General features: G+C 65.7%; 12 protein-coding genes and 1 pseudogene. 5 read left to right on the top strand and 8 right to left on the bottom strand.

Going from position 1 to position 24661, the window contains the following annotated elements; translation table 11 throughout:
* Positions 1–121 precede the first annotated feature (121 nt).
* Positions 122–1208: pseudogene (locus tag OC159_RS20210) on the bottom strand (esterase-like activity of phytase family protein); the annotation flags it as partial.
* Between the two features lie 184 nt (positions 1209–1392).
* Here OC159_RS20210 and OC159_RS15275 point away from each other — a divergent pair.
* Genes OC159_RS15275 through OC159_RS15265 form a run of 3 tightly spaced genes read left to right on the top strand, consistent with a single transcriptional unit; the run spans position 1393 to position 4533 of the window.
* A complete protein-coding gene (locus tag OC159_RS15275; protein ID WP_265502035.1) occupies positions 1393–1851 on the top strand; it encodes a (2Fe-2S)-binding protein in 459 nt (152 codons plus the stop codon).
* Positions 1851–4127: a xanthine dehydrogenase family protein molybdopterin-binding subunit gene (locus tag OC159_RS15270; RefSeq protein WP_265502034.1), complete on the top strand. Its 2277-nt coding sequence runs from the start codon at positions 1851–1853 to the stop codon at positions 4125–4127. Before OC159_RS15275 ends, OC159_RS15270 begins: the two co-directional genes overlap by 1 nt.
* A 10-nt stretch (positions 4128–4137) precedes the next feature.
* On the top strand, positions 4138–4533 hold the full coding sequence (locus OC159_RS15265; protein WP_265502033.1) for a hypothetical protein: 396 nt from the start codon (positions 4138–4140) through the stop codon (positions 4531–4533).
* Here the strand turns inward: OC159_RS15265 and OC159_RS15260 are convergent.
* The 6 genes from OC159_RS15260 to OC159_RS15235 all read right to left on the bottom strand — a co-directional run bounded on the left by OC159_RS15260 (position 4530) and on the right by OC159_RS15235 (position 9508).
* Entirely contained in the window at positions 4530–5045 is a 516-nt protein-coding gene (locus tag OC159_RS15260; protein WP_265502032.1) for an acyltransferase family protein, read from the bottom strand. The genes OC159_RS15265 and OC159_RS15260 overlap by 4 nt on opposite strands.
* A gap of 153 nt (positions 5046–5198) precedes the next feature.
* The gene (locus tag OC159_RS15255; RefSeq protein ID WP_265502031.1) at positions 5199–5585 is read right to left on the bottom strand and encodes a hypothetical protein; all 387 of its coding nucleotides are present in this window, start codon (positions 5583–5585) and stop codon (positions 5199–5201) included.
* 308 nt (positions 5586–5893) lie between these two features.
* Positions 5894–6643: an SDR family NAD(P)-dependent oxidoreductase gene (locus OC159_RS15250; protein WP_265502030.1), complete on the bottom strand. Its 750-nt coding sequence runs from the start codon at positions 6641–6643 to the stop codon at positions 5894–5896.
* A 14-nt stretch (positions 6644–6657) separates the two neighbouring features.
* Positions 6658–7980, bottom strand: a complete 1323-nt coding sequence (locus OC159_RS15245) for a TRAP transporter large permease (protein ID WP_265502029.1) — start codon at positions 7978–7980, stop codon at positions 6658–6660.
* Positions 7977–8453 carry a TRAP transporter small permease gene (locus OC159_RS15240; RefSeq protein WP_265502028.1) on the bottom strand — a complete coding sequence of 159 codons (477 nt, stop codon included), beginning with the start codon at positions 8451–8453 and terminating at the stop codon, positions 7977–7979. The genes OC159_RS15245 and OC159_RS15240 overlap by 4 nt, the downstream gene beginning before the upstream one ends.
* A gap of 47 nt (positions 8454–8500) precedes the next feature.
* A complete protein-coding gene (locus tag OC159_RS15235; RefSeq protein WP_265502027.1) occupies positions 8501–9508 on the bottom strand; it encodes a DctP family TRAP transporter solute-binding subunit in 1008 nt (335 codons plus the stop codon).
* 162 nt (positions 9509–9670) lie between these two features.
* Between OC159_RS15235 and OC159_RS15230 the strand changes: the two genes are divergently transcribed.
* Positions 9671–10063, top strand: a complete 393-nt coding sequence (locus OC159_RS15230) for a DUF2147 domain-containing protein (protein WP_265502026.1) — start codon at positions 9671–9673, stop codon at positions 10061–10063.
* A 15-nt stretch (positions 10064–10078) separates the two neighbouring features.
* Here the strand turns inward: OC159_RS15230 and OC159_RS15225 are convergent, their stop codons facing one another.
* The gene (locus tag OC159_RS15225; protein ID WP_265502025.1) at positions 10079–10693 is read right to left on the bottom strand and encodes a helix-turn-helix transcriptional regulator; all 615 of its coding nucleotides are present in this window, start codon (positions 10691–10693) and stop codon (positions 10079–10081) included.
* Between the two features lie 767 nt (positions 10694–11460).
* On the opposite strand from OC159_RS15225, the gene OC159_RS15220 reads away from it, so the two are divergent.
* Positions 11461–24630, top strand: a complete 13170-nt coding sequence (locus tag OC159_RS15220) for a carbohydrate-binding protein (RefSeq protein ID WP_265502024.1) — start codon at positions 11461–11463, stop codon at positions 24628–24630.
* Positions 24631–24661 lie beyond the last annotated feature (31 nt).

Raw genomic sequence — 24661 nt, 5'->3', positions numbered from 1 at the left:
TGAGACCCGCGGGAGGGAACCGGCCGCCGGTCCCAGGCCGGTGACCCACGGTATCCAGCGCCTCTTCCGGAAACCCCAAGAAACGCCGTTCCTGATCGGGGACTAATTCAGCGTCCTGCTAAGGGCTGATGCCCGACGGAAGCAGCTGCGTCAGGCGCGGTGCCGCCGGGTCGGTCACGTCATAGACGCCGATGACCGAGGCGCGCTCGGACGCGACGAAGGCATCGGGTGTGCCATCGAAGGTGGCCACGTCGATGCTTTCGGGTTCGACGCCCTTCGCATCCGAGCGCTTGTCCGGATGGTGGCCGATCTGCACGATGGCCTGTTCAAACGTGGCGCCCGAATCGTAGACCACGTTGTCCTGGCGGTCGAAGATCGACCAGCCGCGCGAGCCGCCTTCATAGTCGCCCTCGTTCGCGGTGGCGAAGTGGTCGTCGTCTATCCACTTCACACCGTCCGGCTCTCGGGGAAGGTCGGCTAGGCTGTCGGCGAACGACAGCGCGCCGTCTTCCATGGCATCGACGCCCTCCACGACACGGTGCCGGCGCTGAAGTCCGCGGCGACGGTGCCGTCAGCGCCGATGATGGCGATGTGGTTGTTCTCCTGAAGCGTGACGACGATTTTGCCCTGGTCGTTGATGTCGACATATTCAGGCTCGGAGTCGTCGCCCGCAATGTCGGCCAGCCCCGTCAGCTCGATCCGCTGCAGGCCGTCGCAATCCACCTCTCGGTCACGCACCGGAAGCTTGACCACGAAGCTGCCGTCCGGGGCCTTGGCGGACCGAGTCGGGCTGGCCGCCCAGGTCGCAGGACTGCACGACCTCTCGGCTGGCCAGGTCGAGGACCCGCAGTTGCCCCGAAGGTTCGGCGAACGAGGTCGAGGTGTCGACCCCGGCGACCGATGATGACGGCAGTGGTCGGCTCGCCCTCCATCGCGGCATTGCCAAGCGGCTTCGGCGCACCGGCGTCGGTGATGTCCAGGAAGCCCAGCACGCCCAGGGGGCTGTCGGAATAGACCAGCGTGTTGCCGTCTTCGGAAACCGAGATGACCTCGGCCGAGGCTTCGCGGCCCCGGTCCTCGTCCACGGCCATGTTGCCGGGCATCGCGAAGGACGCGATGCGGTTGAAGGTCGTGTCGGCCATGGCGGGCATGGCGGCCGCAATGGCAAGGGCCGAGGTCAGGAGGGCGCTTTCGTGCAAAGTTTTCATCCCGGTCATCGTTTCGTTGCGGCCTGCGTGCCGCAACAACGCGACAGGTCGGTGACGGCGCGGTGTCGGTTCGGTGACGGCAACCGCAGGAAAAGAGGAACCTCTTGGGGCGCCCGAACGTTGTGCGCCACGGCCGATCCCGCCGTCCAGCAGCCGCACTTGAGAGCCAGAAGGGGAACCCGCCATGATCAGCCTCAGCGTCAACGGTGAAGACCGTCAGTTCGATGGTGACCCGGACATGCCGCTTCTGTGGTACCTGCGCGACGAACTGGGGCTGACCGGCACCAAGTTCGGCTGCGGCATCGCCCAGTGCGGGGCCTGCGTGGTGCACATGGACGATTATCCGACTTTCGCCTGCGTCACGCCGATGGCCGTGGCCGAGGGCACGCAGGTCAAAACGATCGAGGGGCTGTCACCCGACGGAAACCACCCGGTGCAGGTCGCCTGGCGGGATCTGAACGTGTCGCAATGCGGCTACTGCCAGGCGGGCCAGATCATGCAGGCCGCAGCCCTGGTCGATTCGACGCCCGATCTGACCGACGAGGACATCGATACGGTCATGACCGCGAACCTCTGCCGTTGCGGAACCTATCCGCGCATCCGCGCCGCGATCCAGCAGGCCGCACAGGCGGGGGGCAAGTAATGCGCATTGCAAATGTCAGCCGCCGTTCGGTCCTGCTGGGCATGGGGGCGGGCAGCCTCGTTCTGGCCGTCGGTCTGCCGCCCCGCGCACAGGAACCGGAAGAGCCCGTGAAGTTCGGTGCCGACGCCATGCCCAATGGCTGGCAGGACGACCCGAACGTCTTCATCTCGATCGCGCCCGACGGGATCGTCACCGTGACGGTGCATCGGTCCGAGATGGGGCAGGGCGTGCGCACCTCGATCGCAATGGTGGTTGCGGACGAACTGGACGCCGAATGGGAACAGGTTCGCGTGACGCAGGCGCCGGGTGACGAGCCGCGATATGGCAACCAGGATACCGACGGATCGCGTAGCCTGCGGCATTTCTTCCAGCCCATGCGCCGCGCCGGGGCAGCCGCCCGCACCATGCTGGAGGAAGCCGCGGCCCAGCAATGGGGCGTACCGGTCGAGGAGGTCCGCGCCGCGAACCACCAGGTCACGCACGAAGCATCGGGAAGAACCCTCGGCTATGGCGAACTGGCCGCCGCCGCCGCCGAGCTGGCCGTTCCCGATCGCGAGGGGCTGCGCCTGAAGAACCCGGCCGAGTTCCGCTATGTCGGCAAGGACAGCATCGGCCTTGTGGACAACATGGACATCACCACCGGCCACACGACCTACGGGATAGACGTGCGGCTGGACGGGATGCTCTATGCGGTGATCGCCCGCCCGCCGGTCTTCGGCGGCCGCGTCGCCAGCCTCGATGACAGCGCCGCGCTGGAGGTTCCGGGTGTCGAGCGGGTAATCACCATCGACCCGCCCACCGTCCCGACCGCCTTCCAGCCCCTGGGCGGCGTCGCCGTGGTAGCACGAAACACCTGGGCCGCAATGAAGGGCCGCGAGGCGCTGAAGATCGAATGGGAGGACGGCGAGCACGGCACCTATTCCTCGGACAGTTTCCGCGCGCAGCTCGAGGAGGCGGTCAGCACCGCCGACGGCAAGCTGGTCCTGAACCGGGGCGACGTGGACGAGGCGATGGCTGGCGCGTCCGAACGGGTGGTGGCAGAATACTACATCCCGCACTTGGCACAGGCCCCGATGGAGCCCCCGGCCGCCGTGGTCGATGTCCGCGACGGCAGCGCCGAGGCTTGGGCCTGCGTGCAGGCGCCGCAGGTGACCAGGCTGCGCCTGGCCGAAAGGCTGGGCATCCCCGAAGACAAGGTGACCGTCAACGTCACCCTGCTCGGCGGCGGTTTCGGGCGCAAGTCCAAGCCCGATTTCGTGCTTGAAGCCGCGATTCTCAGCCAGGCGATGGGCGCGCCGGTCAAGGTCACCTGGACGCGCGAGGACGACCTGCATCACGGCTTCTACCATACCGTCTCGGTCGAGCGGATGGAGGCGGGGTTGGACGAAGCGGGCAAGCCGGTCGCCTGGCTGCACCGCACTGCCGCGCCCACCATCGGGTCGATCTTCGCCCCGGATCCCAAGGAAAAGCTGCCGTTCGAGCTGGGCATGGGCCTGACCAACATGCCGCTGGACATCCCCAACGTTCGCGCGGAAAACCCGCAGGCGCCCGCGCATGTCAGGATCGGCTGGTACCGGTCGGTGTCAAACATCCCCCACGCCTTCGCGATTCAGTCCTTCGTCGCGGAACTGGCCCACGCGGCGGGGCGCGACCCCCGCGACTATCTGCTGGAGGTGATCGGCCCCGAGCGGCTGATCGACCCGAGCGAGATCGGCGACGTCTGGAACTATGGCGAGAACCCTGAACGCTATCCCATCGACACCGGTCGCCTGCGCCGGGTGACCGAAACCGTGGCCGATGCCATCGGCTGGGGCCGCCAGATGCCGGAGGGTAGCGGGCTGGGACTGGCCGCCCATTACAGCTTCGTCACCCACGTCGCCGTCGCGGCCGAGGTCGAGGTCACGGACGGCACCGTCCGCGTGCCGCGGGTGGAAATCGCCGTCGACTGCGGCGCGCATGTGAACCCCGACCGCATCCGTTCACAGATGGAAGGGGCGGTCATCATGGGCGTCGGACAGGCACTGACGTCGCAGATCACGTTCCAGGACGGGCGTGCGCAGCAGGACAACTTCGACACCTACCTGATCCCCCGGATGGAGACGGCGCCGCGCCAGATCAACGTCCACCTGGTCAGTTCGGGTGGCTACGACCAACCGATGGGCGGGGTGGGCGAACCTGGCCTGCCGCCCGTCACCCCCGCCATCGTCAACGCGATCTTCGCGGCCACCGGCAAGCGCATCCGCAGCCTGCCCGTCGGCGACCAGTTGCGCAGCTGAGGAGAAACCCATGGCACTGACCAAGATCCTGCTGGCCTTGGGCATCGGCATCGCCGCCGGCCCCGCCGCGGCAAATTGCGCCGATCGCATCGCCTTTCTCGAGGAGGTGCTGGACGAGGCGGCGAAGCTGTCGATGTCGACCTCGTCCGGCGGCCAGGGCGTCGCCGGTGCCCGCGAATCGCAGGCCATGAACGAGGGCGAGGTGATCGAGCCGACCGTCCCCTACCAGGACCCGCCCGAAGAGGCCGAAGCCGTGGAAGAGGCCGACGAGGCGGGCGAGGGTGGCGACGAGATCCTGCAGGCCCGCGCCCTTCTGGGCGAGGCACAGGCCTTGGAGGACGACGGCGAAACCGCCGCCTGCGAGGCGCAACTGCGCGAGGTCCTTGTGGAACTGATCCGCGACTAGGCGGGCGCCGCCATTGCGCGGGTCGAAAACATCGGGTCGCCCGGCATGCTGCGCAAGAGGTAGGCCGCCGCCACCGACAGCAGAAGCGTCGCCGGGACGATCAGCGCCAGGATCGTCACGCCCGGGGCCTGTCGGGCCAGCGGGCGCAGCGCCATGAAGAAGCCGTCGACGAAGAACTGGTGCAGCAGGAAGATTTCCAGCGCGCGGCGACCCAGGAAGGCCGTTGCCTGCGCGACTGCCGACAGGCGCGCCAGCAGGAACTGCAGCATGTGAACCGTCGCCAACGTGGCCGGGACCGCCAGCGCCAGCCGGTGATAGCTGCGGAACGCGTCGGCATCCAGATAGAGCAGATAGGAACCGGCCCAGGCCAAAATCGCCGCCACGCAGGTCGTCCAATGACCCCGGCGCGGTTTCCTCAGCTGCTGGGCGAAGACGAAGCCCACGGCGAAGAACAGGAACCCGCGGATCCCCAGGTTCCAGGTGGTCAGGTGCAGGCCCTGCGGAAGGTTCATCCGAAAACGTTTCCATCATCAGCACCGACGCAAGGACCGCCACCGCAACGATCGCCGCGCCACCTGCCGGGCGCAGCACCATGCAGAAGGTCCCGAGAAGCGCGATGGCATAGACGAACCACATGTTGCCGATCGGGTCGAGCAGCAGAAGATTCAGCCGCGTCGGCAGGTTGCTACCCAGCCACGGATAAAGCGGCACGCCGATCTGGAGCCAACCCCAGACCAGAACGATCCACAGCGTCCAGCCAAGCCGCCGCCGGACGAACCAACCTCAGCCACGCCTTGGGGGGGGGCGGAGAAGACGATGCCGGAACAGATCAGGAGGGCCGGGATGCGGACAAGGCCGATCATGTCGTGGATATTGTCGATCAAGTGATGGAAGTGCGTTCCCGCGTCTTTCAGCTTGGCGGTGATCGCCAGGCGGCAATGGTGCAGCACGACCTGCGCCACCTTCACCTCGCGCAGCGCATCAAGCCAGATTTCACGGTCCTTTGCCAAGCGGACCGCCAAAAATAGCGCCGTGCAGTCTTCGCAGGCCATTCTCCGGGTTGATCAATCGGGAATTGCTTCATTCGGGTTGCGCTGGTGGGCTGCAGGCACGCTGCGGCTGGCGCCGGATCGAGCAGTTGCCCTGCGGCTTGCCGCATCGGACGGCGTGCGCTTGACGTGTTGCGGGACTACGGCCGCGCTTGCAACAGGCTGCGACAGGATCGTGCAGAAAAGGACATCGTGATGAAGGCACTGGCCGTATTCGTGTGGCACAACATCTCGGGCGCGCTGGCGGCCAGCGTGATGTCGCGGATGACCGACGACGGCAAGGCAACGGTCGCGGCCCCGCGCCGCAGCGCCTAGGACGGGTCCTGCCGGAGGGCGGGCAGGCCGACGCCCGCCGCCTCGAACCCACCATCGGCGGCCAGCACCTGGCCGGTGACATAGGACGCGCGGTCTGAACAGAGGAAGGCGATGGCTTCGGCGATCTCGGATTCGCGGCCATAGCGGTTCAAGGGCAGGGCGTCGTGATAGGCCGCGCGGATCGCCGGCGTGTGAACCGCCAGCGCCAGCTTCGTGCCGACAGGGCCGGGGGCGACGCAGTTGGCGCGGATGCCCCATTCGCCCAGTTCCACCGCCTGCTGGCGGGTCAGGTGGATCACCGCCGCCTTCGACGTCCCGTAGGCCACGCGCAAGGTGCTGGCGCGCAGCCCCGAGATGGATGCGATGTTCACGATCGACCCGCAACTTTCACGCAGATGCGGGATCACCGCCTGAGAGGTCAGGAACACCCTGTCCAAATTCACGGCCATGATCCGGCGCCACGTCCCAAGGTCCGTCTGGGCCAGCGGACGGAAGTCCGCGACGCCTGCGTTGTTCACCAGCGCGTCGATGCGGCCGGACCAGCCGACCACCTCCGCGACCATCCGCGCCACCTGATGGGGGTCGGACACGTCGCAGGCGAAGGTCTTGCAGCCGGGGATGTCCAGCGTCTGCAGCTCTGCTGCGTCGACGTCGACAAGGGCCACCTGCCAGCCCTGCGACTGCAGAAGGCGGGTGGTGGCAAGGCCGATGCCGCGCGCGGCACCGGTGACTATGGCGGTTTTCATGCTTGCGCCTCCTTTCAGCGTAGCCATTCGACCAGCCACAGCGACATGGCGGGAAAGGCCGCGACCACCGCCAGCCCTACAAGTCCCGACAGCAGGAAGGGCAGCGCGCCGCGTGCCACGCTCTCGATCGGCAGGCGCGACACGTTGGCCGCGACATAGAGGTTGACTCCGACCGGCGGAGTGATCAGGCCGATGGCCAGGTTGATCATCACGATGACCCCGAACCAGACCGGGTCCCAGCCCAGTTGCCGCATCACCGGCAGGATGATCGGCAGGGTGATGAACATCACGGTTATCGCGTCCATGAACATGCCGGCGACCAGCAGGATCAACATGATGACCAGGAGGATCACCCATGGATTCTCGCTTATGCCCAAGAGTCCGGTCGAATAGGTGCCGACCAGATCCTCGACCGTTACGACCCAGCCGAAGAGCGCGGCGTAGGCGACGATCAGCATGACCGTCGCCGACGATGCCGCGGCCTCGGCCAGCGTCTCGTAAAGCATGCCCCAGGTCAGGCTGCGATAGATCAGGGCGCCGACGAACAGCGCATAGACGGTGGCGACCAGCGCGGCTTCGGTGGGGGTGAACATGCCGGAATAGATGCCGCCCAGGATCACCACGGGCGTCAGAAGCCCCCAGAAGCTGTCGCGGAAGCTGCGCCACAGGCGGGCGCGATAGGGCAGATCGGCGTAAGGCGGCGGGGCCAGCGCGGCCATTCCCGGCCCCGTGGCGGCGTGGCGCGGCAGCAGCGGCACGACCGCGACCATCGTCAGGCCCACGAACAGCCCCGGCAGGATCGCGGCGATGAACAGCTGAGAGATCGAGACCTCGGCGATGACGCCGAAGATCACCAGCCCGATCGAGGGCGGGATGACGATCGACAGCGCCGCACCAGCGCAGACGAGGCCGGCTGCATGGGCGCGGTCGAACCCGTCCTCCTCCATTCCCTTGATGATCATCGGGCCGATGGCCGCGACCGAGGCCGGGCCGGACCCGCTGACCGCCCCCCAGAAGAGGCAGACGACCGTGCCCACGACGCCCATGCCCCCCGGAAAGCCGCCGACAAGGACGCGGAAGAAGCGGATCATCCGCTCGGCGATGCCGGTCGAGCCCATGAGCGCGCCGGCCAGGATGAAGAACGGGATCGCCAGCAGCGAATAGCGCGCGATGCCGGCGGTGATCAGGTCGCCCACCAGGTCGAGGCCAAAGCCCATGCGCCACATGGCATAGATGGCGGACAGGCCGAGCGCGAAGGCCACGGGCACCCGCAGCGCCAGCGCCAGGAAGAACAGCACGATCATCTGCGTGCCCGGCTGGGACAGGATCTCGGTCATCGGGCGGCCCGCATCTGGCGCAGTTCCTCGGCGCTGTGCTGCAGGAAGCGCAGCACGATCAGCAGGAAAGCGAACGGCACCGCCGCCTGATAATACCAGGCCGGGATGCCAAGCGCATAGGATTTCAGGCCGTTCCCATAGAGCGTCAGCAGCGCCTGCCAAGCGAACCAGGCCGACAGCACCAGCAGCAGGACCGACAGCGCCACCGACAGCAGGAAGACCGGGACCCGAAGCGCCCGGGGCAGCGCGTCGACCAGCGCCGTCACCGCAAGATGCTGTCCATGACGCGCCGCGATGGCCGCCCCCAATACGGTCAGCAGCAGAAAGCCGTTGGTCAGCAGCTCCTCGCTGGAGGCGAGCGAGTAGTTGGTGGCGTAGCGCACGACGACATTGGCAAAGCCCACGGCCGTCATGACCAGGAACAGCAGGGCGCAGAGCAGCTTTTCAGCGTCCCGCAGGATGAAGGCAAGCATGATGACCTCAGGGGGGGCGGGGGGCGGGCCCAAGGGGGCCCGCGCCGTCAGTTGGCGCCGTCGATGGCGGTCTGGAAGGCGCCCACGATCTCGGGGCCGACGCGTTCCGCCCACTGGTCGAAGGCGGGCTGTGTCGCCTCGCGGAAGGCGGTCAGTTCCTCAGGCGTCGGCTCATAGACCTCCATCCCGTGGTCGCGCAGGAAGCCGATGCCCTCGGCCGTGCCCTCGCGTGTGATCTGGCGCTGCCAGGTCATCGCCTCGGCGGCGGCCTCGCGCAGCATGGTCTGGGTTTCGGCGTCGTAGCTGTCCCATTTCTGCTTCGAGATCCCGAGGAAGATCGGGTCGTAGGAATAGTGCCAGGTCGTCAGGTGCTTCTGCATCTCGTAGACCTGCTGCGGGATGATCACCGCGCCGATCGGGTTTTCCTGACCGTCCACGACACCCTGCTGCAGCGCGGTCAGCGTCTCGCTCCACTGCATCTGCTGGGGGTTGGCACCGAGCGCGTTCATCACGTCGATATACATCGGCCCCGCAACGCGCATGTTGAGGCCCTTCATGTCCTCGGGCGACTTGATGGGCCGGGTGTTGTTGGTGACCTCACGGAACCCGTTCTCGCCCCAGGCCAGGACGACGATGCCCTTCTCCAGCAGGATCTCGGACAGCATGTCCGCCGGGCCGCCCTCGGCCGTGGTGGCGTCGACCTGTTCATAGTTGTCGTAAAGGTAGGGCAGCGAGAAGACCGCCATTTCCGGCACCAGCGGCGTCACGTTGATGGCCGAGGTCACGACCAGGTCCAGCGCCCCGCGGCCGACCATGTCGGCCTGGCGCATCTGGTCGCCGCCGGCCAGTTGGGCGTTCGGGAAGACGCGGACGTCGATCTCTCCGCCGCTGCGTTCCGCCAGAAGCTCGCCGAACTTCTCGGCCCCTTTCTGCCAGGTGGTGCCGTCGCCGACATTGTGCGACAGGCGCAAGGTCTCGGCCGAGGCCGCGCCCAGGCCCAACGTTCCGGACAGTGCCGTGGCCAGGGCAATGCTTGCCCAACGTGCAAAACTCATCTGCTGTTTTTCCCCCAGTTTCCGAATGCGTGCGGTCGGCACGCGGCAGCCACCCTCCCGTGGCCTCGGTCCACATGATGAACTTTGGCGAGAGCCGTTTGCAACCGCATTGTGTCGTCCAGAAGGCTTTCGCCCTTCGCCTCGCGCGGCTACTCTGGCCGAATGAGATGCGCGATCCTTCTTCCGGTCCTGGTGCTGACGGCACTGCCCGCCTGGGGCGCCGATCCACTGGCAGGCGTCTGGCGGACGCAGCCGGGGCGCGACGGCGGCTATGGGCATGTCAGGATCGCGCCCTGCGGCAGCACGCTCTGCGGGACGCTGGAGCAGAGCTTCGATGCGACAGGTCGCGCGGTCATGCGTGCCGGGACGGGTGCGCTGATCCTCAGCGGGATCGCGGCGACGGCGGATGGCCGCTATGGCCAAGGCCGCATCCTGAACCCCGAGACGCAGAAGGATTACGCCGCGCGCCTGACGCTGAAGGGCGACCGTCTGGAGGTGGCCGGGTGTGTCATGACGATCTGCCGTGTCGCGGGCCTTTGGCAGCGGGTGAAATGACGCGGTGTCGACCGATTACATGCGGGACGCCTGCAACGCCGCCTGAAGCCTGTTCTGAACCCCCAGCTTGCGCAGCACCGACCTGATGTGAATCCGGACGGTGCTGTGGCTGATCTCCAGCTTGGCCGCGATTGTCTTGTCGCAGCTTCCCGAAGAGAGGTGCTTGAGGATCATCCGCTCGCGCTTCGTCAAGCTTTCGAACGCCAACGGAGCAGGCATCGGCGCCTGACGAGGCTGGACGAGCCGTTCGACTACGGCGCTGGGCAGAATGCAGACATCACGCTTCATCGCGCCAGCGTAGTGCCTGAGGTCCAGGGCAGAGACCGAGGGCGGCAGGATCGCGCCGACCTTTCCCACCAGGCTGCGCAGCGCGTCGAACTGGTCGTTGTGTCGCAGGATCAAGAGACAGTGGTGCAGATCCAGACCTTCTTCAGCGAGCGATTCGATTTTCGTGATGCAGGTTTCCGGATCAGAGATTTCCCAAAACAGCAGCCCCGCAAACATTTCCGAGTTCAGGTAATCATCAGGGTCGGCAGCACTTTCCACGTCCCAGAAATGTTTCTTGAGAGCCGTGTGCAAGAAATTTCTGATAAGGTCGCTGTCGCTAGCGATACGGATGCAAATGCTCATGGGCTCTCGTAAATTCAGGGGAACCTTAACAGAAGCGTGACCGCATTTGCACGGAAGGCAAGAACAAGTGGGCCTGTACTATCATAAGCTGTACAAAAAAGCAGGTCGCAATCCAAGTACCCGCCCTTGCCGCAACCTGCGGTAGATAATCTCTTAAATTCCGCAACTACTGCGTATATATTTCTGCCTCAGCCGATTCGTGCATTCACTGAAGTATTTTGTGCAGACGTTAGCGGAAGCACTTCCGAGGGTTCTGGTGGGACTAGGCAACCTGTTTAAGTTGGGTTGCGAAATAGAAAACTGAGACCGGGTTTCTAATCACTTTGACGATAGGCGATACTGTGCCGCCGACCGACACTGGCCTCGTGTTGAAGGCAAGTGAGCCAATTGAATGTTCGGTTTTACCAAGTTGCGCTTTTGTCGGCCGCCAGGTCCTCGGCAGCCTTTGTCCCAAGTATCGAGCAATGGCAGATCGCGCTGTTTCAAGGCTGCCTCTCCTTCATCCGTTTCAAGTCCGCGACCGCTGCATCGGGTTGCCGTGCCAGCGGTCGCGGACAGCTGTTTCTGTCGCGTTCCGGTGTTGCATGTAATCGATGCCAGAACGGACGCCGCTCAGCGGCCTGTCCTCGACCCGCCATTTCCGGACCAGGATCGAACTGCCCGCCGACGATGTCGACCCAGCCGGCATCTCCAGCGATCGCGCCACAAGGCTTGATCGATCTTCTCCGCATGCTCGTCATTAAATCTCTGTGCCAGCGAGGCAACCAATGGCCCTTCCGATCGTCTTCCAGGATACCGATTTCCAGATCATCGACACCGCCACGACCGTTTTGCGTAACGCAAGCAATCCGGAGGCGAACGCCGGTGATCCTGCTCAATACACCCCAGAGGGGCTGCGTCTGGGTTATTCCGGAACCGGCTATCTGGATCTTGGAGGCTTGAACGGACCGAAGTTCAAGATCGCCATACCGGCATCCGAACTCGACGGTTCGGGCAATTACGGTTTGGTCATCAAACTGGCCAACGGCGGCACCGGTGCCGCAACGAATCGGCCGATTCAGGTTCGCCACGGCGACACGGTGATTGTTGACGTCCCCAATACGAACACCACCAGCTTTTCAGTGTGGGAGACGCTCAACTTCAACATCACGCTGAATCAGATCAATGGTGACGGCAATTACGAGCTGACCTTCTTTCAATCGGGCGATGCTGGACCCAACTTCGATGGCGTCGCGATTGTTGCGGAAGGCGAGACCTACAGCTTCCTCGCTCCTGAAATCGACGGCGACAGCTTCACCCTGGCTGAAGGCGAAACTGCCGCCGGGGCCGTCAAAGCAACGGATGCCGACGGCCAGTCGGTGACCTACGAGATCACTGGCGGCGCAGATGCGGCAGCCGTCGCGATCGACGCGGGAACGGGCGCCATGACGCTTGTGGCGCCGGCCGATTTCGAAGCGAAAGCGGCTTATGAAGTCGAAGTGACGGCGACGGACAGGGCCGGTGACGCCACCGTGCAGATGGTCTCGATCGCCGTGACCGATGTGAACGAGGCGCCTGCGGCCCCCGTCTTCACCCTCACGGCACCACTGACCGAGGATACACAATCTGGCGAGGTTGTCGGGGTTGTTGTCACCTCCGACCCCGAGGGAACTGCCGTCACCGTCTCGATCAGCGATGCGCGGCTGATGGTGCAGGACGGGCAGGTGATCGTCGCCGAGGGCGCGTCCTTCGCCGCAGGCGAGAGCGTCGAACTGACCTTGACGGCCACTGACGGTACGCTCTCCTCCACCAGCACGGTCAGCCTCGACGTCGAAGCCACGGAAGAGCCGGTGGAAGCCGGGATTCCCGTCACCTTCTCGGCATCGAGCGTCGTGACCTATGCGGGCGTTCAGGACGCCGGCAGCGATTTTGCCGTCACCGACGGCGGTGCGACCCTGCAGTTGAATGACAATCACTGGAAACGCGCCTTCCTGAGCAGCGACTATGTGATCACCGCCGATACGAAGATTTCGGTCGACGTGATGATCGGCGCCAACAAGCCAGAGCTGATCCTTGTCGGGTTCGACCAGGACGAGCAGATGAACGACCGGGAAGGCAACCTGTACCTTCTCGACGGCGAACACACGGACAAGCTGTTCGTGAACATGAAGGGGACCGGCACGCCGCTGGAAAATGGCGCCGTGCGCTATGTGATCGATCTGGGTGCCCATGCCGGCAAGTCGATCGACTCGCTTGTCTTCGCTTCGGATGACGACAATCCCACTGTCGGAGGTCTCGGCTCAGTCAGCTTTACCAACGTGAAGCTGATCGACGACAGCGTCCCTGTCGATCTCGCGCCGACGGTGCCCGTGTTCACCGGCTCCACGACGCTGCCGAGCGGCCTGTCGGAAGGCGACGTTGTCGGAACTCTTGCCGCGACCGATCCCGAAGGAAAGCCGGTGACGTTCACGTTGAACGACGACCGCTTCCAGGTCGCCGGGAACCAGGTCGTCGTTGCGGCAGGTGCGACCTTCGCAGAGGGCGAGGCGATCACCCTTGCGGTGACTGCCTCCGACGGCAGCCTGACGTCCAACTCCACCTTCACGTTGACCGTGGAAAGTGATGACGAAGAGCCTGCCGGAAGTTCCCTCGACGTCATGTTCGACAATGTGGTCGGCTATGCGGGGCGACAGGACGGTGGGCGCAACTTCACGGTCACCGACGGCGGCAGCACGCTGGAGATGAACGACAATCACTGGAAGCGCGCGTTCCTTGGCAGCAGCTATACGATTACGGAAAACACGGTCATCGCCGTCGACATCGTGATCGGCGCCAACATGCCCGAACTCGTCGGCATCGGATTCGATTTGAACGAGGACCCGATCGACCGGCAGGCCAGCATCTACCAACTCGACGGAACCGAATCCCAGGTCCGGTTCGTGAACATGGTCGGAACCGGCACTCCTGTCGAGGGCGGCGCCACGCGCTTCCTGATCGACTTGAGTGCCCATGCCGGCAAGACGATCGACTCGCTGGTCTTCGTGGCCGATGACGACCGGGCATCGGACGGCCTCGGCTCGGTCAGCTTCGGAAACGTCCAGCTGATCGAGAAAGGGTTGATCCCGGACACGAACCAGGCACCCGAAGTTGTCGGCGGCGGCTTCGTGGACATGAGCGTGGTCGAAGGCGGGCCGATCGAAGTCGATCTGCCGTTCCTCGACCCCGAAGGCGCCGATCTGAACTTCAGCTTCACCGTGACCGATTCAACGGGTGCGGATGTGACGGCGCAGTTCGGTGGACTGTCCTTCGACGGCGTGGTCATGACCGGGACGCTGCCCAAGCTGCCCGGCACGTTCACGGTGACGGTGACGGCAAACGATGGCGAGGCACAAAACGCCACGGCCAGTGACAGCTTCCAGCTGACGCTGCAGAACGTCAACGACGCGCCGGTCACCGAAGACGTCGCGCTCGAGCCGTTCTTCGGCGCGATCAACGAGGACTTTCCGGCCATCCGGATCAGCGACTTCGCAGAATACTTCAATGATCCGGACGGCGATGCCCTGGTGCTGTCGGTCAACCCCGACACCTTGCCCGAAGGCATGACATTCGATGCCGCAGCGGGACTGATCCTGGGAACCCCGACCGAAGGCGGCAACTTCGCGGTCGAGATCATCGCCACGGACCCGGGCGGGCTTCAGACGACGCTGGATATCCAGGTCGCGATCGACGCGCCTCAGGTCGGAGATACCTTCACCATCGAGGCCGAGAACTTCACCGGCCTGGACGAGGCGACCGGCTTCTTCGCAGCGCCGGCCGTCGGGGCCTCTGGCAACCAGCTGATCCGCACCAACACGAACGAAGCCGGTGTGGTGTCGACTACCCTGGGCAACGTTCCTCCGGGATTCTACACGATCTCGATCACGGTTTATGACGAGACGGACGGCGACGCCCCCTTCTCGATCAGCGTGGACGGCGTCTCGGTCAGCGGCGACGCGAACTTCAACGACGAAGGCACCTGGCTCAACGGCAACGGATCGACGGGACGCGGCGACGCGGGCCAGATCGGCAACCGCAAGATGCTGAGCTTCGACCAGGTCGTGTATATCGGGCCCGACTCGGTTCTGACGCTTTCGGGCATGGCCGACATGGAGGTGCTGCGGGTCGACAGCCTGACGCTGACCCGCACGCTGGGTGGCAACCTGCCGCCCGCTGCCCCGTCGCTGGACAATGCCACGGTGGCAGAAAACGCCGCAGGTGCCGTCATCGGCACCCTTGATGCGACGGACCCGAACGGCGACGCGGTCACCTTCTCGACCGACGATGCACGCTTCGTCATCGAGGGCGACAGCCTGCGCCTTGCCGATGGCGTCTCGTTGGACCACGAAGCGGGCGGGACGGTGCAGGTCTCGGTCACGGCGACCGATGCCAGCGGCAACGCGACCACCGCGACGCTGGACATCGCGGTCGAGGACGTGAACGAGGCACCGGTCATCGCCGATGGCGCCACCATCGAGGACGTCGCGCTCGAGCAGGGGGCGGGCGTCAGCATCGACGTCGCGACCGCTCTTGGTGCGACCGATCCCGAAGGCGACGGGGTCACCTATGTCGCGCAGCTGGCGGACGGATCGCCGCTGCCGGCCGGCATCACGCTGGAGGGCGGCACCCTTGTGGTGGCGGCGGACATGCCGCAGGGCAACTATCCGATCCAGATCGTCGCAAGCGACGGCAGCCTGACCAGCGCACCGGTCGAATTCACGGTCAATGTCGGCGCCGCGCCCGAGTTCGTGCCGTTCACGATTCAGGCCGAGGACGCGACGATTTCGCTGTCGACCGCCCCTGACGGCGATGCAACGGTGACGGTGGTGCGCGACCCGGCCAACCCTGAAACGGGCAGCTTCACCGGCTTGCGCCCTGGCTTCACCGGCACCGGCTATATCGACTATGGCGACGACGCCGGCGACACGCTTGGCTTCGACATCAACGTGCCCGAGCCGGGCGAATACATCATCAAGATCCGGTACGCATCGCAAAGCGCTGCCGGTGCGCCCCGCGTGCTGGACATCGCCGTGAATGGCGAGGCGGCAACGACCACCGTCTTCCCGTCGACCGGCGACGATACGAACACGTCGACGGGCGGGTTCAACAACTGGGGCACGCTCAGCATCCCGGTCACCCTGAACGCCGGCGCGAACAGCTTCAGCCTGGCGATCCCCGCCGGTATCACTGCCGGTCCGAACATCGACAGCATCGAGGTCACGCGCGCCGAGTTCGAGGACATTTCGGCCGATGCCGACGAGAAGCCGCTGTTCATCAGCGGACCCGACGGCGAGCTGTCCGAGACGCAAGCCGCGTCGATCAACTTCAACCTTGCCGGCATCGACGCCGACATCGTCAAGACGCAGGTCAGCTTCGACGGAGGCGCGACGCTGGTCGAGGTCTTCCCTGACGCCGATGGCGACTTCACCGTCGATGGCTCGGCGCTGGAGCCGGGGTCCTACACGGTGACGTTCATCGTCACCGACGAGGTCGGCAACCAGGCGCAGGTGACGATGCCGATCACCGTTGCCGCGCCTGACGTCGACGGCATCCTCATCCAGGCCGAGGACGCATCGGCCGTGGTGGTGGACGACACCGGCGCGCCCACCGATGGCGGCTTCACGCGGGTCGTCGATCCCGACAATCCGGACGCCTTCGGCAACTATCGCGCCGGGGCCGTCGGTGACGCCTATGTCGACTTCGGCGCCAATGCCGGCGACGCGATCACGATCACGGTCGATGCGCCGACGGCGGGCACCTACCTCGTGTCGATCCGCTATGCCAACGGCGGCGCGACGAACCGGCCGCTGGACCTGTCCGTGAATGGCACCGACTCCGGCTCGCTCGACTTCGCACCCGGTCCCGTCGTCAACGTGAACGGCCAGCCGAACGGCTGGGAAAGCTGGGTGGTCGAGACGGTCGAACTGCAACTGGCCGAGGGGACCAATCAGATCCGGCTGGAGATCCCGGCCGGCGCCACCTCGGGACCGAACATCGACCAGCTGCTCTTCGAATATCAGGATGGCGACGTGGTGGTGCCGCCCTTCTCGGCCACGATCGAGGGTGAGTCCTTCACGATCACCGATCCCGAGCCGACGCCCGACACGGTCGCCCGCACGCCCGAAAATCCCGAGGCCGGTGCGAACGCCGGCAATAGCGGCCCCGGCCTGGAATTCGACGCCGACGGCCTTCGCCAAGGTCATGAAGGCGACGGCTACCTGGACATGGGCGGCGAGGTCGGCGACAGCGCCGGCTTCTCGATCGACGCGCCCGGCGCCGGTGTCTATCAGCTGACGATCCGGTATGCCAACGGCTCGACCGCCGACCGCCCGCTGAGCCTGTCGATCAACGGCGCCGAACAGACGGTGTCGTTCCCCAACAGCGGGGGCACAACGGGTACGGGTCTTGACTGGAACGTCTGGGCCGAGGTCACGCTGGACGTTACTCTGGCCGCGGGTCCTAACCAGATCAGCTTCACCAACCTGACGACGGCCGGTCCCAACATCGACAACGTCACGCTGAGCCGCGACGGGGACGAGGTGCGCGAACAGGCGACGTTCGAGGAGGTGGTGAAGATCAACTTCCAGCCGCCTGCCGGCCAGACCACCAGCGGCCTTCCGGCCGGTTTCCAGACGCCGGACGGCTATGTGGCCGATACCGGTGCCGCCTTCGGCGATCGCGGCAACGGCCTCAGCTTCGGCTGGGTCACCGAAGGCAGCGTCGCTGACGGCACCGCGAACGGAACGACGCCGGCGGCGCAGCCTGCCAACGCCCATTGGTACAAGGGCACCGTGGACGGGGCGAGCGACCTGCAGAAGACCTATGCCCATTTCGAGTTCCCCGGTGCCGGGTCGACCGGTGCACGGGCCTGGGAAATGGCGCTCGAAGACGGAACCTACCAGGTCACCATGTCCGTGGGGGACACGGCAGGGGCGTTCGACAGCACCTACGTGATCAATGTCGAAGGGCAAAGCTTCATGCCGACGTGGGTGCCGGCGAACCCGGTCGACGGCTCGACCGACGGCGAGGGCTTCCGCTCGACGCTGGTGACGGGGATCGTGACGGTGACGGACGGCCGCCTGACCGTCGACTCGATCGGCGGGCAGAACACCGAGATCCAGTATCTGGAAATCGAGAAGATTCCCGACCTGACCCCCGACGACGATCGCAGCGCCGACCAGGACTATTCCTTCTTCGTGGCGCCGGTCGCGGCCTCGCTGGACGGCCAGACGTCGATTGCTATCGGCGAGGACGGCAGCCTGCCGACCGACATCGATCCGACTTCGTCCTTCGTGGTGGGCGTCAACCTTCAGGCGCCGGGGAACCGTGGCCCGAACATCTCGTATGTCGACAACGTCAAGCTGGTCGAGACCCTGACCGGGGTCGAGGTCGCCATCGACGTCCAGATCAGCGGCGGCGCCGACTCCATGACGATCCGCCCGCTGGGGAACCTCAAGGAAAACACCAGCTACACGTTGAAGGTCCAGGACGTCCTGGACCTGGGCAGCGTCACCGATGCGGATGCTCCGCTGCGGCAGATGCAGGACCTGACCACCACCTTCGTCACCGGCCTTGCGCCCGTCGACGTCCCGCGCGAGGTGGCCTTCGACACGACGGTGCTGCTCAATGGCTTTGCCGACGGGGCGGGCGGCTTCACCGGCGTCGAGTTCGGCCCGGACGGGAAGCTCTATGTTGCGACGATCACCGGAGAGATCCACCGCTGGACCGTCAACAACGACGGCTCGCTCGACCGCAATTCGCACGAAACCCTGTCGCTTGATTATCTGGATGCCGGCGGTGGCGAGCGTCGCGGCATCGTCGGGATGGTGTTCGATCCGAACGATCCGAACACGATCTACATCACCGACAACGCGCCGATCCCGCGGGAATCCAAGGCCTTCGAAACTCCCGAATTCTCGGGTCGGATCAGCAAGATCACCTTGGGCGAGAGCGGCTCCTTCGAGGATGTCCAGGCGGAAACCTTCGCCTTCGGCTTCCCGCGGTCCGGTGGTGACCACCTGACCAACAGCCTGGAATTCCGGCCCAATCCGGCCTTCGGCGCCGAGGGAGAGCCGGAATACCTGCTCTATCTGACGCAGGGGTCGAACACGGCCGCCGGTCAGGCTGACAATGCCTGGGGCAACCGCCCCGAGCGCCTGCTCAACGCGGCCATTCTGGAGGTCGATGTCAGCAAGGAGGCGCCTCCGGGCGGCTTCGATGTCCGGACAGAGCCGATCAGCCTGGCGGACAACCCGACGAAGACCTTCCCGGCGTCCGAGTTCAACGAGGACGGCACCTACCCCGGCAGCTACAATCCCTTTGCCGAAGATGCGCCCATCAAGATCTTCGCCACGGGCGTGCGCAACGCCTATGACCTGGTCTGGCACTCGAACGGGCAACTTTATGTGCCGACGAACGGGACCGCGGCCGGCGGCAAGACGCCTGCCGACCCGACCCAGCCCTATGACGAGACGATCGACAATTCGCCAAAGCAGTACGACTATTTCTTCACGGTCGAGGAAGGCGGCTACTACGGTCACCCCAACGCGCTGCGTGACGAATACATCCTGAACGGCGGCAACCCGACCAGCGGTCTGGACCCCAACGAGGTCGTCGGCGGCAACGACGGCAACTCCAGCACCGATGGCTATCAGGTCGGCGTGCAGCCGGATGCGAACTACGACCTCGATGGGGTCTACAACCTCGGCTACAACCGGTCGCCGAACGGTGCGACCGAATACACCGGCAACGCCTTCGGGTCGAACCTCAAAGGCGCCATCCTGTTCGCGCAGTTCTCGACCGGCGACAACGTCCGGGCGATCCTGGTCAACGAGGCGGGCGAGATCATCGGCGACGACGTCCTGCGCCGTCCCGACGGGTCCGTCATCGACGACTATATCGACCCGCTGGACATCATCGAGAACCCGCTGACCGGTCAGCTGTACCTGATGACGCTGAACCGGGGCACGGGTGCCAGCCAGCTGATCCTGCTGACGCCCGCACCGGGCGGCATCACCCAGGACATCAGCGCAGATGCGGATGGCAACCTGGCGCTGGCGGCCTTCGACGTCAGCGATCCGGCGGCGGCGGTCTTCCAGGTCAACGGGCTTGACGACGACATCACCGCGATCCGCGTGTCCTTCAACGGCGGCCCGGAAACGACCGTCACGCTGGATGCGAACGACCGCTTCACCATCGATCTCGGCGCGCTGTCGGGCGATGTTGTGGCAACGATCGAGGTGACGGACGACGCGCTGAACACGGCCACCGCCAGCACGACCTTCGTGCCCGGCGACGAGCCCGAGCAGCCCGACTTCGTCTCGCTGATCACCATCCAGGCCGAGGATGACACGGCAGTGACGCTGCCCACGTCGCCCGATGCCCAGATCGCGATCCGCGACATCGACAGCGCCGATACCGGCGCCGCCGCCTTCCCGTTCAGCCTGCGCCCCGGCGCCTTCGGATTGGACGGCAACACCGACAGCAGCGACGGCGTTCCTGGCGGCTATGCGGACTTCGGGTCGACCAATGCCGACTTCATGACCTTCACCTTCGACGTTCCCGCAGGCAATGCGGGGCAGGCCCAGCTGCAGTTCCGCTATGTCAACGGCGGCGCGGGCGACCGGCCGCTGCAGGTCGAGGTCAACGGCAGCATCGTGACCGTCACGCCCTTCCCCCCGACCGGCACTGGCGACGCGGGATGGAGCAACTGGCAGGTCGTCACCATCCCCGCCGCCCTGGTCGCCGGCACGAACACGGTGACGCTGCGCGCCGTGAACAACATCGGGCCGAACATCGACCAGTTCGAGGTTCTGGTGTCCAATCAGGACGAGGAACCGGGTGGTGACGGAACAGAGGTCGTGGATGGCGTCACCTACGTCGTCTACGAGGCCGAGAATGCCGACACCGGCGGCGCGGCCGTGGTCAACGAGGACCGGAACCAGTCGGGCGGCTTTGTCGACTTCAACGGCACCGCGAACCAGACGCTGACCTGGACGGTCAACGTGTCCGAGGGCGGGAGCTATGCCCTCGACATCCTCTATGCGTTGGCCTCGACCAAGACGGCGCGGCCGATGGTGCTGACGGTGAACGGCGCCGTCGTCGACACCCTGGCCTTCGTTCCGAACTCGGACACGGGCGAGACGATCTGGGGCCCGCAATCGGCCTTGGTCGACCTGGTCGGGGGGGCCAACACGATCAGCGTCACGGCGCCTGCCGGAAACGGTCCGAACGTGGATTACCTGCGCGTGACGCAGGAACCGCTGGAGGCGTTCGAGCCGGTGCCCGCCGAAATCGACGGGTCGGGCCGGATCGAGCTGGAGGCGAATGACGGGTCTGCCGACATCCGCACCGGCAGCGAGGTGGTGTTCTACTTCACCGTGGCCGAGGACGGCGTCTATCGCCTGGATGCGGCCGCCAACATGGGCGCGCCGAACGGCCAGGGCCTGACCTGGTTCCTCAACGGCGTGGAGCTGGACGAGACGGCGTTCCCCGGCGCCGGCGTGGCCGGAGAGGAATCGGTCTTCGCCAGCCTGGAAGCCGGCACCACCTACGAGATCCGGGTGGTCTCGGACGCGCCGGGGGCCAGCCAGATCGACTATCTGGACATTTCGCCCTCGGGCGGGAACCCGAACGCCAGCATTGCGGTGGCCAGCCTCGACCCGGCCTTCTTCGACGACCGCCTGCACTTCTCGTACCTCGAAAACCCGGTGCAGGACGGCGTGACCCGCGACTACAAGGACGCCGGCACGATCCGCATCAGCAACACCGGAACCGAGCCGCTCAGCATCGAGGAGGCGGGCCTGACGGGGCCGTTCCAGATCACCCAGCCCGCCTCGCTGGCCGGGGTCAGCATCGCGCCGGGCAGCTTCCTGGACGTGACGGTGACCTTCGACCGGTCGGCCTATAGCCCGCCGACCAGCAATATCGACGGCACCTCGACCGTGTTCGAGGGACGGCTGCGGCTGCAGACCAACGATGCCGACGACCCGATCACCGACATCGATCTGGCGGGCTTCTGGCAGGCGCGTCCCGAGGGCGGGCAGGAACCCAACGTCAACGAGGTCTGGCGGATCTTCGGTTTCGGCAACCGCATCGAGGGACTGACCTTCAACGGCGGCGGCGAGAACAGCACGCTGAGCACCAACGACGTCTTCGCCAAGACCGACGAGACCGAGGTGCTGTCGCCCTACTGGAAGCTGGCCGACGGCGTGACCCAGGCCCGGATCACCCATATCGCGGCCTTCCACGGCCCGGGCGGTGCCACGATCGGCATCCACAACCCCGGCAACAAGGGGCAGGATTCGACGCTGTGGGATCACCAGGGAACCGACAACCAGCGTCTGCTGCCGAACTGGGGCAACGACACGACCTTCGCCAGCCGCGTGATCGAGGCCGGCACCATCCCCGCGGGCTGGGTGGGCAACGGCGTCTTCGGGATCGAAGTCGCGGGACTGTCCACGGACCCGCGCCTGAACCCGACCGGCGGCGTGGTCGTGCCGGGGGCCCAGCAGGGCCACACCGTCAAGATGTTCCAGGCGCTGGACGGCAACGGCAACGTCATCCCCAACGTCTACCTGGGCGTGATGGACTATACCGGCATCAACTACGACTATAACGACAACATGTTCGTCATCGAGGGCGTCGCCCCGGTGGGCTTCGGCCAGAACCTGGAACTGTCGGGTCTGGACGATGCGGCGGCCGATGACCGGCTGGTCTTCACCTCGATCGACGAACCCGCCACGGCCCAGCAGCAGTTCCGCAACGAGGCCGTGGTGACGCTGACGAACGATGGCTTTGCGGCCGTCGACATCTCCAGCATCGTGGTCGGTGATCCGTCGAACTTCCAGATCGTCGGCACCATCCCCGACACCATCCCGGCGGGCGGCAGCGCGCAGGTGACCGTGCGCTTCATCGGCACCCATGCGGGCACGTCGGCGGGGGCCGAGATCCACAAGTCGACGCTGACCGTCACCTCGGACGACCTGGCGAAGCCGCAGATCGTCGTACAGCTGGCCGGTATCGCGCAGGAATTCTCGGAGCGCGGGTCCGAGCCGACCGTCAGTCAGGTCGTCGAAGCCTTCGGCTATTCGACCGACATGGCCGAAAGCCAGCTGGCCAATGGCGGCCAGGTGGAAACGGTCGGCGACGAGGTGCTGATGCCCTACATGCAGGCGCTGGATCCCAGCCAGGGCGTGCAGGTCATCCAGCTGGCGGCATTCCTGCAATACGGCAACGTCGCGCGGCTCTCGATGCACGGGTTGCAGTCTGCCGACACGACCGAGCTGTTTGCCCAGGACGACCTGCAGGCGCAGACGGTGCTGCCAGACGGCCACGTCGCAGGTGCCGCGAATTCCGGCGGCACGGCGCGGGCCACGATCACCGGCGATGATCCCTTCGGGTTGTTCATCGCGGTCGACGGGCGCCCGACCTATGCGTCCTGGACCGACCCCGAGGCGAACCGGATCGACCCCGACTTCGGGCAGCTGGTGGGTGAGAACCAGGGCCACCTGGTGCGCTTCTTCCAGGCGCTGGACGGCGACGGCAACGTGATCGACGGGACCTATATCGCCATCCAGGATTATCCGGGGGCGGGGAACTACGACTACAACGACCACATGTTCATCATCAAGAACGTCAAGCCCTACCAGCTGACCGATGCCGATGATGCGGATGGGGACGGGGTCAACGATGCCCTTCAGCTGGACCTGGACGGCGACAGCGTGGTCGACTTCTTCGACCCCGACACGGTCGTCGATCCGGGCCCCGGTGGCCAGGGGGCGTTCGTGCTGGGCGTCAACTTCGGCGGCGGGGCGATTGCCATGGACCCGGTCCTGGGCGTGCCGCTGGTCGGTCAGTCCGACAGCCGTGTGACGCTGACGGGCCAGATCAATCCGGGCGCGGGGGTCGATGCACCCTCGAACCTCAACGGTGCCGGCGCGACACCTGGTTCCGCCTTCACCACCTACGAGGACGGGGCAAACTGGACGGCCAATATCGCGGTCGACAACGGCACCTACCTGGTGACGCTCTGGACGCAGGAGACCTACTGGAACTCGGCCGGAAAACGCCAGTTCGACGCCTATGTGAACGGGCAGCAGGTGATCAACAACCTCGATCCCTTTGCCGAGGCGGGCGGTGACGAGCCGATTTCGGTCCAGGTGGTCGTGACGGTGACCAACGGCCAGATCAGCATCAACATGGATGCCGATATCGACAACGCCCCGCTGAATGCCGTGACCATCCACGAGTATTCGACGAACGTCGCCGAGCCTGGCCAGACACCCTTCGACGGCACGCCCTTCGTCGTTGCCGACGATGCCATCGCCATCGACGCGTCCGACTATGACGACGGCGGGCAGGGCGTGGCCTATAACGACCAGGCGGGCCTGCAGGGGGGCACCAACGGCGGCCGCGCCGGCAGCGACGTCGAACAGACCGGGGCCGGCCATATCGGCTGGATCCAGAACGGCGAATGGCTGGAATACACCATCGACGTGGCCGAGGACGGGCTCTACGACGTCAACTTCCTGTCGGCCTTCGGGGCGACCGGGGCGCGGTCCATCGAAGCCAGCTTCCGCAAGGGCGGCGTGCCCTACGAAAGCACGGGTGCGGTGACGGTCGATCCGACCGGCGGCTGGACCACGTTCGCGGAAACCGACAGCGCGACCGTTCAGCTGGAGGCGGGCGTGCAGGTCATGCGGGTCGCCTTCTCGGGCGGGTCGATGGACCTTGCGGCGATCAACCTGACCCCTGCGGCGGTTGCGGCCCTGGCGGCCATCTCCGGCGACAGCCGGCAGGCCATCCTGGCCGAGCCCTTGGAAGCCGAGGTCCAGCAACCGTTCGACCTGCTGCCGGAAGATGCGGTGAACGAAACCCATGCACCGTTCGGCCATGTCTTCGATCACGACCTGATCGCCTGACCAGGACGGCCGCGCCCGGAACGGCGCGGCC

The organism is Paracoccus beibuensis (assembly GCF_026162625.1).
GTDB classification, from domain to species: Bacteria; Pseudomonadota; Alphaproteobacteria; order Rhodobacterales; family Rhodobacteraceae; genus Paracoccus; species Paracoccus beibuensis.
Note: the sequence above shows the minus strand (reverse complement) of the source record. Positions and strands in the feature narration are given on the sequence as shown.

Excerpts from the sequence above, each read along its gene's own strand:
- OC159_RS15275 (WP_265502035.1), top strand. The coding sequence starts at position 1,393 with ATGATCAGCCTCAGCGTCAACGGTGAAGACCGTCAGTTCGATGGTGAC.
- OC159_RS15270 (WP_265502034.1), top strand. The coding sequence starts at position 1,851 with ATGCGCATTGCAAATGTCAGCCGCCGTTCGGTCCTGCTGGGCATGGGG.
- OC159_RS15265 (WP_265502033.1), top strand. The coding sequence starts at position 4,138 with ATGGCACTGACCAAGATCCTGCTGGCCTTGGGCATCGGCATCGCCGCC.
- OC159_RS15260 (WP_265502032.1), bottom strand. The coding sequence starts at position 5,045 with ATGAACCTTCCGCAGGGCCTGCACCTGACCACCTGGAACCTGGGGATC.
- OC159_RS15255 (WP_265502031.1), bottom strand. The coding sequence starts at position 5,585 with ATGGCCTGCGAAGACTGCACGGCGCTATTTTTGGCGGTCCGCTTGGCA.
- OC159_RS15250 (WP_265502030.1), bottom strand. The coding sequence starts at position 6,643 with ATGAAAACCGCCATAGTCACCGGTGCCGCGCGCGGCATCGGCCTTGCC.
- OC159_RS15245 (WP_265502029.1), bottom strand. The coding sequence starts at position 7,980 with ATGACCGAGATCCTGTCCCAGCCGGGCACGCAGATGATCGTGCTGTTC.
- OC159_RS15240 (WP_265502028.1), bottom strand. The coding sequence starts at position 8,453 with ATGCTTGCCTTCATCCTGCGGGACGCTGAAAAGCTGCTCTGCGCCCTG.
- OC159_RS15235 (WP_265502027.1), bottom strand. The coding sequence starts at position 9,508 with ATGAGTTTTGCACGTTGGGCAAGCATTGCCCTGGCCACGGCACTGTCC.
- OC159_RS15230 (WP_265502026.1), top strand. The coding sequence starts at position 9,671 with ATGAGATGCGCGATCCTTCTTCCGGTCCTGGTGCTGACGGCACTGCCC.
- OC159_RS15225 (WP_265502025.1), bottom strand. The coding sequence starts at position 10,693 with ATGAGCATTTGCATCCGTATCGCTAGCGACAGCGACCTTATCAGAAAT.
- OC159_RS15220 (WP_265502024.1), top strand. The coding sequence starts at position 11,461 with ATGGCCCTTCCGATCGTCTTCCAGGATACCGATTTCCAGATCATCGAC.